Here is an 11,131-nt window from a genome sequence, read left to right as displayed (position 1 = left end):
ATGTTCGAATACAAATTTGTGCGGATTGAAAAGAAGAATACTGGTTTTCTTCAAGGGCCAACGGAGAACTATCAGGAGATTATACATACTCATGCAGCGGAGGGATGGAGGTTCGTTCAGTTTGTTATCATGCCCAGCGCACAGGCTGTGGGGTTTCCGGAATATTATGAGCTGATTTTTGAGAAATTAGCGGAGTAGGTCTATTGGAGTAACCAGCGTGGAGTGCCTACCTTTTAATTGTATTTCATACAGTTAAAAGTGGCGGAAGACCGGCTTTTGTCGGGTTAACTGTATTCCATACAATTAAAAATAGGGGGAAGTCCTCTTTTGTGGAATATGTGGATTTTTAACTGTAGAAAGTGCAATTAAAGTCCTGGGAGCGGGGAAATCGCTCGTTATAGTTGTACAAAATACAGTTAGAGCTTGGGCTGCACGGTTTCGGGCATATGCCCCCCTGCTAACGGTCCCGGATCACATGCCCGATTCCCGGGGTGATCTCGCTGAAGCCGGCCATGTGGCGGGACTGGCAGGGGACCGGACGGGCGCTGCCAACCATAATAATATTGCGGAGGTCGGCGTTGCCTTCTGCCGGGAGGGCGAAGGATCGGGTGTAGGGATACACTTCGCTGAGTGTGGTGTGGATGGCGCTGATTAGCCGGTCATTGCCGCTGCGGCCCATCAGGTTCATGATCATCGCGCCATGTCCATGCAGTTTATCCCGGGTAAGCCGGAAGAACTCCAGCGAGGTGAACTGCGGCGGTGTTCCGGCTGCGGTGAAGGCATCCAGCAGGATGTAATCGTAACGATGGTCCTCTTCCTCCTCCAGCAGGCTCCGGCCGTCACCGATCAGAACATTGTCCTGATCGTAACCGAAATGGGTTCTGCTGTAGTCTACAACCTGCGGATTAATCTCAGCCACCTTAAAGCGCTTCTCTGCAAAATACCCGGCAATCGTACCAATCCCATGCCCGATCAGAAACACATCCTCGAAGTAAGGATTACCCGCCTCCATCAGATGGATCATCGCCCGGGGATACTCGAAGACCACCCGGCGCGGGTGATCCAGATCCAGTGCGCCTTGAACCGCTTCACCCGAGAATTGCAGCACCCGGAATCGTCCAGTCTCGCCATACAGGCCAGTCGTATCGTAGACCTCAATGTCCTGAGAGTCATTAGTATCAGTAGTAGAGCTCCACAATGGATGCAAGCGGATCAGACTCCTTACACAGATGAGATTCGTTTATATTCGTTCGGTGTAACACCGACAACCTTCTTGAACAATTTATTGAAATAGGCCGGGTCGGGATAGCCGACTTCGGAGCCGATTTCATGGATTTTGAGATCCGGGGCGTTCTTCAGCAGCAGCTTGGCCTTACGGATGCGGATCTCGATCATATAATCCGTCAGCGTGAGACCGGTCTCCTGCTTGAATAGCTTGCTTAAATAGCTTGGCGTAAGATACACCATCCCCGCAAGGGTATTCAGATCTGCGTGCTGATTGTAGTTGGCCGAGATCCAGCGCTTGATTGTCTCTACAGCCGTGCCGGACATCTCCAGCCGGTGGGTACGGATGCTGTTCAGGGCTGAGGCGAAGGAGGAAACGAACTGTTCTTCCATCTCTGCAAAAGCCATACACTTCTCCAGCTGCTCCTCCAGTGACGCGCTAATCCCCTTCCGGTAGGCCCCGCTGAATTCCGGCACTTCATGACGGGCAAGCTCCCCGATCTCCCGGCAAATCCGGAGGATATCTTCTGGACACACGGTCCTGAGCGCGAGCTCCGAGAACAGCTTATGAATCCATGACAGAACACCTTCGACATTCAGAATCTGCAAATCATGGACCAGAGGTTCACGGTAAGCCGCCAAAAGCTCAGACCCTGCCTGATCCGGCTGGATCAGCTCTTCAATAGTAACATAATGCAGCGGCCGGGATTGATAAATCCCCCGGTCACAGCCCTGCCTGGCCTCCTGATAGGCAGCTCCAAGCTTGGCTGCATCGGCATAGGACCGGCTTATGCCGGCATGGAGCCTGTGGCCTGCCCCCGCAGCCTGCATAGACTCCCGGATCTCCAGTAGTTGATCCGGTGTCAGCGGCTGCGCAGAGTACCAGACCCAGGCTTCTAGTCCCTGGCGCAGCTCCAGCACATCGAAGCACTCTCCACATTCTTGCCGCAGCAAATCAGCACAGGCACAGACGGCTGCGGGCGAGTCCCCCTTTAGCACAAATACGGAGAAATAAGCCCCCGGCAAGCTAAGGCTGGAGAGCAGCAATGCCGAAGGCTCTTCGATACGCAGAATGGAGAGCAGTATCCCGGTACGGTGCCGCGCCTCCTTCTCGCGCAGCAGCGTACGTTCCTTATCCAGATTATGGAGTATTTCGAAGAGCTGCTCTTTGTTAATCGGCTTCAGCAGATAATCCACTGCCGAGCTGCGGATGGCTTCCCGGGCATAATCGAATTCAACGAATCCGCTCATCAGCAGGGAACGGATATGGGGGTGACTGGATTTGAGCAGCCGGATCAGCTCCAGCCCGCCAATCTGCGGCATGCGGATATCTGTAATCAGGACATCGAACTGGAGAGAGGGAAGCTCGTCCAGCAGCTGTTTACCGTCAGGATAGGTGCGGATGACGGCGAATTCGCTGCTCTCCTTGCTGATCATCCGGGCCAGACCCTCGCGGATCAGGACTTCATCATCTACGATTACAATACGCAGCAAGCCGGATATCCCCTTTCAAAAGACATAATGTGCAGGTTGCCATGTTTCCGTTCAATTCTCCATAGGGCGGGAGAGATTCTCGATTCTTAGCATGACACGGGTGCCTGTGCCGGATTCGCTCTCGACCCGCAGCCCATACGGGCTGCCGTAGTCCAGCCGGAGCCGTTCATTCACATTCCTCAGGCCGATGCCGAATTTCTCGCTGTCCGCCCCGCCTGTCAGGGTATGGTTCAGTGTGCGCAGCGTAGCTTCATCCATGCCGACTCCGTCATCTTCAACGCAGAATACGGCACTTCCGCCCTCTATCCAGCCGGTAATGTGGATGGTGCCCGGGCCTTCCTTGGGCTCCAGGCCGTGAAAGACGGCATTCTCAACGATCGGCTGGAAGACCAGCTTAATCACCGGCAGGTCCAGCAGGGCATCCGGGACGTCTATCTTCATGCTGAACTTATCGGGAAACCGGATCTGCAGCATATCCAGATAATTGCGCGTATGATCGAGCTCCTGCCGGATGGTCACGGTCTCTTCGCTGCGGACAATCCCGTAACGCATCTGCATCCCGAGCAGGTAGGTCAGCTTCGCCACCCGCGGATCATCGCTGCCTTCGGCCAGCATACGGATGGATTCAAGGGTATTATAGATGAAATGCGGATTGATCTGGTTCTGCAAAGCCCGCATATCAGCCCGTTGCTTACGTTTCTCTGTCAGCTTCACTTCCTGGAGCAGATCTTTGATGCGGATGATCATCCGGTTGAAGTGGCTGCCCAGGATGCCGATCTCATCATTGTACCTGGGATGCAGCCATACCTCCAGATTGCCGTGCTGTACCTGCTTCATCAGGCGGACCATGGATTTCAGCGGCTTCGTCAGGGCATGGGAGATGAAGGTGGCGACGATCAGGGCAAAGGCGATAATCGCCAGAGTGGTGAGAAGCTGCGCATTGCGGGTGGTCTCCACCGGTGACAGGATACGCTCCAGCGGAATGGAGACCAGTGTGGTCCAGCCTGTCTTGGCAGATACGGTGTAGACGGCAAGAAATTTCTTACCGTCCAGCGTAATCTGGAAATGCCCCCCGGGCCCGCTTACGTGCTGTAGGAACTTATCCGTATGCTTCTCCAGCAGGCCAGAGCCGCCGCTCCGATCATCCGGGCTGGCGTATAGGAGTTCGCCCTTATCATCGACAATCAGCGTATCGCCCTGGGTTACGGCATTGACCGGGTCAACGATGCCCTTGAACAGGCTGATTTGGATATCGAACACAATAATGCCGATCTTCTGGAGCGAGCTGACCGAACTGACGGTACGCAGAATGCTGAAGACCTCCCGGCGGTCCCCTGCGTTCACACGGATCGTATGCCTGCCCTGAACTACGGGGGCTACGCCGGACTCGGTGAGGCTCTGCCACTGCGCCAGCCGCTCCTCCGGGAACAGCTCGCTGATTCCCGAGCTTTTGTCATAATAGACAGAGCCGTATTTATCCACCAGGTACACAGCAACAATCTCTGCTTTTGTATGATTCAGATAGCTTAAGAACATTGACATGCCTGTGTTTTTGTCCCAATCGGTCCCCTGCTGCTCCAGATAATACTGGACATCGGTGTTGTAGAGCGGGAGCGCCGTATACCTCTTCAGGTCCTCGACATAACGGTCAATGGTCCCGGAGGCGCTGTCTGCCATCTGTCCGGCACTGTCCGTTGCATTAACCAGCACGGACTTGAAGGTGGAACGGGAGGAGAGATAGCTGACATAGGTGATCGGCATAGAGATCAGAAAAATAAACACGACAATCAGCTTGCGCTCCATAGGCAGATTGGCCAGGAACAGCCAAAGCGTCCGCGTAAATCTCCGGATATAGGATACCACTGTGTTGTTCCTTTCTGTTCAATCCCCTATTTCACCGCGCCGTTCGTTACGCCTTCGAAGATATAACGCTGCAGGAAAAAGTAGAGGATGACCGTGGGCAGCAGGATCAGCAGGATCGCCGCACAGATCAGATTCCACTCACCGGAGTTGACCCCCTGAAAGCGCATGAGGATCGTCGTCACCACACCCAGGCTCTGCTTGGGCATATAGAGATAGGGGATGTACATGTCATTGTATATGCTGATCGTCTTCAGGATGACGAGCGTAGCTGTCGCCGGTGTCAGCAGCGGGAAGATGATCGAACGGTAGATTTTGAACAGGGAAGCCCCTTCAACCATGGCATTCTCGTCGAGATCAAACGGAATATTGCGGATGAACTGCAGATAGAGAATGATCTGGATCACATCGGCCCCGATGTAGAGCACAATGGGAGCGCCGAGCGTGTTGTAGAGCCCCATATTTTTGATGATGCCGAAGGTGGCGACCTGGGTGGTGATGCTCGGAATGATGGTGGCGATCAGGTACGCACCGAACACAACCGGCTTCAGCTTAAAAGAAAAGCGGCCCAGTACATATGCCACCATTGTGCCAAACAGAATGTTCAGGGTCAATGTAATTATAATGATGATCAGGACATTGCCGAAGCCGCTGAGCAGCCCGCCGCGCTGAAAGACCGCAATGAAATTGTCGAAGTTCAGGAAGCTGTGCGGCAGAGCCATAGAGCTGCTGCTGTTGAACTCATCCGTGGATTTGAACGCATTGACGATTACGACATACGGCGGGAACAGCACTACGAAGACGCCGATCAGCAGCGTGAAATATTTGAACAGGTCTTTGAAGCGCAATTTGGAATGTTCCATGGCTATTTCTCTCCTCCCCGGCTAAGAACCAGCTGTTGTACCAGAAGTACGATGACCACAAAAAAGAGCAGGATAATGCTCATCGCCGAGGCCAGGCCGTAGTTATTGAAGGCGAACGCTGTGTCCACCACGCGCTGGACATAAGTCTGGCTGGCGCCCGCAGGGCCGCCTTTGGTGAGTACGAAGGGCAGGTCGAATACTTCAAGCGCTCCGGTAACGGTCAGGAACAGGTTAAGCTGAATGACGGCCTTCATATTCGGCAGGGTAATTCTCCAGAGGGTCTGCATGGAGCCGGCGCCGTCAATTTTGGCCGCTTCATAGATGTCGCGCGGAATGGCCTGGAGGGAAGCAATGTAAATCACCATATTGTAGCCCATGAACCGCCAGAAGCCGGTGGAGGCGAGCGAGTAGTTCACAAGTCCTTCGGTGCCGAGCCAGCTGGTCTGTCCAAGGCCGGTCAGGCCGATGCTGTTCAGGAACAGATTGAGTGAGCCATTGGTCGTGTCGAAGACATAACCGAACATGAAGGCAACGGCAACACCATTCATAATGTAGGGCAGGAAGAGCATGATACGAAAAGCGTTCCTTCCCCGCAGCCTGCTGTTCAGCACAACGGCGAAGTAGATGGCTACTATATTCTGAAGGATGCCCATGACGAAGTAGGCGAAGTTATGGGTGAAAACTTTGAAAATATCGGGATTGCTGAATACCTCACGATAGTTGTCCAGACCTACCCAAGGCTTCTCGGGACTATATCCATCCCAGTTCGTGAAGCTGTAATAGACCAGCTTCAGCGCCGGATAGTACGTGAAGGTGGCGAGAAGGATCAGCGGGACCAGCAGAAAGGAAACGATGATGATAGTCTTCTGCTTGTTATAGGACAGTGTTCCGAACAATGGCGTACCCTTCTTTCCTGTGAGCTGTAAGTAAGGCTGACGACAAAATGGATTATCCGGGAAGAGCGATAATCCACCTTGCGCCGGATGTCTAGTGCATCAGGCTGCTTAAGTAGCAGCAGGGCAAATAAGATTTCGGGGTCCCCGGAAAGTACCTGAGTAATCTTCGATGCTAAAGCTCCACTTTGTGGGGGGATTTTATATGTTTCGGGGTCCCCGGAAAGTACCTGAGTAATCATCGAAGCTAAGGCCCCACTTTTTGGGGTTGTTTATATGGTTCGGGGTCCCCGCAAAGTACCTGGGTAATCTTCGATGCTAGAACTACACTTTGTGGGGCTGTTCTAGTAGCCGAGGTCTTTTTTGGCTTTGGACCAGGCCTTGTTCCATTTGTCGAAGACCGTCTGCGGATCTTTGGCCAGCACGAATTCCTGAGCCATTGCCGGGAGGTCGAGCTGTGCCTTGTTAGTAATTTCAGTCACCTTGGCATCATCAACTGTACCCTCTTGCAGAACTACGCCGGTGGACTGGAATTCCTTCAGCTGGGTCAGCTTGGATTCTCTGCCCTTGAGCGGTGAGATGAATCCGGCAAAATCCTCATAGCCTGATTCTTCAATCATCCATTTCACGAACGCCTTGGCCGCATCGGTATTTTTGCTGTTCTTCGCTACGGCATAGAAGAAGTCAGGGCTGAGCGGAGCGGTCAATGTACCCGAATTGTCATAAGGGAGAGGGAAGAACCCTACGTTGTCGGAAGTGGTTCCGGCACCGATCACCTGATTGATCACCCAGTTGCCCAGGAAGTACATGGCGAACTTACCCGAGGCGATATCTTTCTTGGATTGCTCCCAGTTGGTGGAGTTGATGTCTTGTTCCAGGTAGCCTTTTTCGTTCAGCTCTCTAAGCAGGCCGAGCGATTTGCCGTATCCGTTGTCCATAGTAAACGGAGCATCTTGGGTCAGCTTCTCGTTAGGAAAATCAGGGTTACCGGCAATCACGCGGGGAACAGCATATACCCAGTCATTAAGCGGCCATTTGTCCTTGAAGTTGGAGGCGAGCGGAACGACACCTTTGGCCTTGAGCTTCTCGCAGGCTGCGAGGAATTCATTCCAGGTCTTCGGAACTTCGGTAATTCCGGCATCGGCGAACGCCTTCTTATTGTAGACAATCCCCGAGGTGGAGTTACCGGAAGTAATGCCGTACAGCTGGCCCTCATGGGATTTGAAATCTTTGAATGTCAGCTGGTCGTTCAGTCCCAGATCATCGAGCGGGGCAAAATATTTGGGCAGGTCAGAGTTGGGGATGTTGGGCACGAACATCACGTCAGGCAGCTCGCCGCTGGCCATTCTGACCTTGGCCTGCTGGTTATAGTCCGTCTGGGAAGCCTCGAATTCTACCTTGATGTTCGGATATTTCTCATTAAAGCGCTTCACATATTCGTCATACTCTTTGCCGATCATGTCGGTTCTGTTGGTCAGGAAGATGATAGTGCCGCTGATGTCCCCGCCGCTTGGTGCGGCCGGTTCAGTGGTTGCCGCTGCCGGATCTCCGCCTGTGTTCCCGGGAGCGCTGGTTGCTGCTGCAGGCTCCTCTGTAGTTGCTGCTGTGCTGTTATTGTTGTTAGCACCGCAGCCGGTCAGGGATAAAGTGAAAATCATGATAATAACAAAGGATAACGAAAATAACTTGTTTCTCATTGTTCAGTCCCCTTTTCGTTTATTGTTAGCGTTTACATGATTAGTATAGCTTGATTTCACGCTAGGATAAATGCGTTCATTTATTATTTATTGTCTTTATTTGTTCTGTTTATCAGATTATAATAAAGGTACTGCTAACAATAAAATAACAAAATATAATGATGGTAGTTACAGCGTAGGAGTGTCAGAACTTCATGGTATGCTATCCAAACTTTTAGGAGGATTTATGAAACGACTGCAAATCGGCCTGACGAACTGGGAATTTAGAGCCTGCGGGGATGAAGCGTGGCTTCCAGCGATAGTACCGGGAACGGTACATACGGATCTGCTCCGGAACGGAGTAATTGAACAACCCTTTTATGGAACCAATGAGCATGACCTGCAATGGATCGACAAGAAGAACTGGGAATACAGAACGGTATTGACCTTAGAAGAGGCATGGCAGACGCTGGCGGTCACGGAGCTTGCATTCTCCGGGCTGGATACGTATGCCGATGTATATGTGAATCACGTTCATGCGCTGTCGGCGGACAACATGTTCCGCTCCTGGACTGTGAATGTGAAAGGTCTGCTACAGGCCGGAGAGAATGAGATCCGCATTGTATTCCGCTCGGTGGTGACTGAGGATCTGCCGAAGCTGGCACAGCTGGGTTACGATCTGCCGGCACCGAATGACCAGTCTGAGCTGGGCGGGCTTCAGGAGCAGCGGATCAGTGTGTTCGCCCGCAAAGCGCCGTATCACTACGGCTGGGACTGGGGACCGAGATTCCTGACCAGCGGCATCTGGCGTGAAGCGGTGCTTACAGGCCGGGACCTTGCGGATATTCAGAATCTGTACATTCGTCAGAATGCGGTGAGCGTGAAGGAAGCGCGGCTGACGGCATTGGTCGAAGTAGATGCCCCGGAAGCCTGGAGCGGGCTGCTGCGCGTGAGCGCCGAAGGGCAGGAATGGATGAAGGCGGTTACGCTTGTTCCGGGCAAGCAGCAGTTGGAGCTGGAGCTGGTTGTTGACAGTCCGCGCCTGTGGTGGTGTAACGGGCTGGGTCTACCTGAACTGTACCAATTCCGTGCAGAGCTGCTGCAGGGGGAGGAAGCTGTGGCCGTGTCGGAAGTTACGACAGGGCTGCGGGACATCAAGCTGGTCCGGAAGCCGGATGAGCATGGGGCTTCGTTCCATTTTGAGCTGAACGGGGTGCCGGTCTTCGCCAAGGGGGCTAATCATATTCCGAATGATAGTTTCATCACTGAGGTTACGGAAGAACGCTACCGCCATGAGATTGCTACGGCAGTGGAATCCAATATGAATATGCTGCGTGTGTGGGGCGGCGGATTCTATGAAGAGGAAGTGTTCTACCGGCTGTGTGATGAGTACGGGCTGCTGGTCTGGCAGGACTTCATGTTCGCGTGCAGCATGTATCCGGGGGATGAGCCGTTCCTGAATAATATCCGCGAGGAAGCGGTATATAACGTCCGCCGATTGCGCAATCACCCTTCTATTGCTGTATGGTGCGGGAACAATGAGATTGACTCGGCCTGGTCGCAGTATGAGGAGCATATGGGCTGGGGCTGGAAAGAGAAGCTGAGTGCTGATATCCGCCAGACCTTGTGGGCCGCGTATGAAGAAATCTTCCACAAGATTCTGCCCGAGGCCGTTGCCGCGAATCATCCGGGTATGGATTACTGGCCGTCCTCCCCGCTGCGCGAGTTAACCCGTGGTCAGGATCAGCACGCTACGCGGATTATGGGTGAAGGAGATATCCACTACTGGGGCGTATGGCACGGGATAGAGCCGTTCGAGAACTATAACCTTAAGGTGGGCCGCTTCATGAGTGAGTATGGCTTCCAGTCCTTCCCCGAGCTGAAGTCGGTACTGAGTTATGCGGAAGAAGAGGAGCTGGCGCTGGAGTCCAAGGTCATGCTGGCCCATCAGAAGAACGGACGCGGCAATCAGCTGATCAAGGAATATATGGATATGTATCTGCCGCAGCCGAAGGACTTCCGGGGCTTCCTCTACATGAGCCAGGTGCTTCAGGCAGAGGCCATCCGTATGGCGATTGAGAGCCACCGCCGGAACAAGCCATATTGCATGGGCACGCTGTACTGGCAGATGAATGACTGCTGGCCGGTAGCTTCCTGGGCGGGCATGGACTACTACGGGCGCTGGAAGGCGTTGCAATACACGGTGCGCCGGAGCTTCAAGGAAGTGCTGCTGTCCATTGACGGCACAGACGCGGAGTCACTCAAGGTTCACGCCATCTCCGACCGGCGTCAGGCGCTGGACGGCGAGCTGGTGGTCCGGCTCCATGACTTCAGCGGCGCGCTGCTGCGGGAATGGTCGCAGCCGGTAACATTGGCTGCGGATTCGGCAGCGGTAGTATTGACGCTGCCGGTTGCTGAACTGCTGGAGGGCCGGGACCCGGCTCAAGTGCTGCTGGTAGCTACCCTGCTGGAGGGCGGGCAGGTGCTGGAGCGAGGAGAAGTGCTGGAGGGCAGGCAGGTGCTAGAGCGTAAGGAGCATTACTTCGTGGCAGCTAAGGATATTCCGCTGAGCAAGCCGGTGATCACGGTGACGGAGGTGCCGGGCAGCGCCGGGAAGAACTTCACGCTGAGCAGCGATGTGCTGGCGCGGGGCGTGCATTTGACTGTAGAAGAAGAGGGGATATTCTCCGACAACTTCTTCGACCTGCTGCCGGGCGAGCCGAAGACCGTGGAATTCCTGCTGAGAGGCGGTGGCACCGGCGGAGCGAACTTCACGCCCGCGGCACCGGCCGGACTTGTGGTCCGCTCGATGGCGGATTATATCTAGCCTTCGGGTGATGCAGGAAGCTAGGAGCAGGTATAGCAGGTGCGCAAGTCTGTCCTGCTACCGGCTCAACGCTGATAACTGAACAGCAATAGAGGGAGCCGGGGATACTTGGGCTTCCTCTGTTGCTGTTCTTTTTGCTGCGTGGAAACATTGGGGTGCCGAAAGCGGGCGTCAGGCGGAAGGAGGGGCAGAAGTGCACCTTAATTTGTTGGAAGTGGGCGTCAGGCGGGAGTGAGGAGCAGAAGTGCACCTTAATTTGTTGGAAGTGAGCGTCAGGTGGGAAGGAGGGGCAGA

At 54.0% G+C, this 11,131-nt stretch carries 8 protein-coding genes; 2 read left to right on the top strand and 6 right to left on the bottom strand.

The window, feature by feature from the left end; genetic code table 11:
* On the top strand, window positions 1-198 hold the full coding sequence (locus HQN87_RS19645; protein ID WP_173136825.1) for a DUF4177 domain-containing protein: 198 nt from the start codon (window positions 1-3) through the stop codon (window positions 196-198).
* A 259-nt stretch (window positions 199-457) separates the two neighbouring features.
* On the opposite strand, the gene HQN87_RS19640 is transcribed toward HQN87_RS19645, so the two are convergent.
* The 6 genes from HQN87_RS19640 to HQN87_RS19615 all read right to left on the bottom strand — a co-directional run bounded on the left by HQN87_RS19640 (window position 458) and on the right by HQN87_RS19615 (window position 8,031).
* Window positions 458-1,207 (bottom strand): spermidine synthase, encoded by a 750-nt coding sequence (locus HQN87_RS19640; RefSeq protein ID WP_254075566.1) that lies wholly within the window; start codon window positions 1,205-1,207, stop codon window positions 458-460.
* 14 nt (window positions 1,208-1,221) lie between these two features.
* Window positions 1,222-2,718, bottom strand: coding sequence for a response regulator (locus HQN87_RS19635; protein ID WP_173136823.1), 1,497 nt, complete (start codon window positions 2,716-2,718; stop codon window positions 1,222-1,224).
* Between the two features lie 51 nt (window positions 2,719-2,769).
* A complete protein-coding gene (locus tag HQN87_RS19630; protein WP_173136821.1) occupies window positions 2,770-4,581 on the bottom strand; it encodes a cache domain-containing sensor histidine kinase in 1,812 nt (603 codons plus the stop codon).
* A gap of 26 nt (window positions 4,582-4,607) precedes the next feature.
* The gene (locus HQN87_RS19625; protein ID WP_173136820.1) at window positions 4,608-5,441 is read right to left on the bottom strand and encodes a carbohydrate ABC transporter permease; all 834 of its coding nucleotides are present in this window, start codon (window positions 5,439-5,441) and stop codon (window positions 4,608-4,610) included.
* A gap of 2 nt (window positions 5,442-5,443) precedes the next feature.
* Window positions 5,444-6,337 carry a carbohydrate ABC transporter permease gene (locus HQN87_RS19620; RefSeq protein WP_173136819.1) on the bottom strand — a complete coding sequence of 298 codons (894 nt, stop codon included), beginning with the start codon at window positions 6,335-6,337 and terminating at the stop codon, window positions 5,444-5,446.
* Between the two features lie 341 nt (window positions 6,338-6,678).
* Window positions 6,679-8,031: an ABC transporter substrate-binding protein gene (locus HQN87_RS19615; RefSeq protein WP_173136818.1), complete on the bottom strand. Its 1,353-nt coding sequence runs from the start codon at window positions 8,029-8,031 to the stop codon at window positions 6,679-6,681.
* Window positions 8,032-8,257: 226 nt separating this feature from the next.
* Between HQN87_RS19615 and HQN87_RS19610 the strand changes: the two genes are divergently transcribed.
* Window positions 8,258-10,837 (top strand): beta-mannosidase, encoded by a 2,580-nt coding sequence (locus HQN87_RS19610; RefSeq protein ID WP_173136817.1) that lies wholly within the window; start codon window positions 8,258-8,260, stop codon window positions 10,835-10,837.
* Window positions 10,838-11,131 lie beyond the last annotated feature (294 nt).

The organism is Paenibacillus tritici (assembly GCF_013204885.1).
GTDB classification, from domain to species: domain Bacteria; phylum Bacillota; class Bacilli; order Paenibacillales; family Paenibacillaceae; genus Paenibacillus_AQ; species Paenibacillus_AQ tritici.
This window is presented reverse-complemented; position numbering and strand designations above follow the sequence as displayed.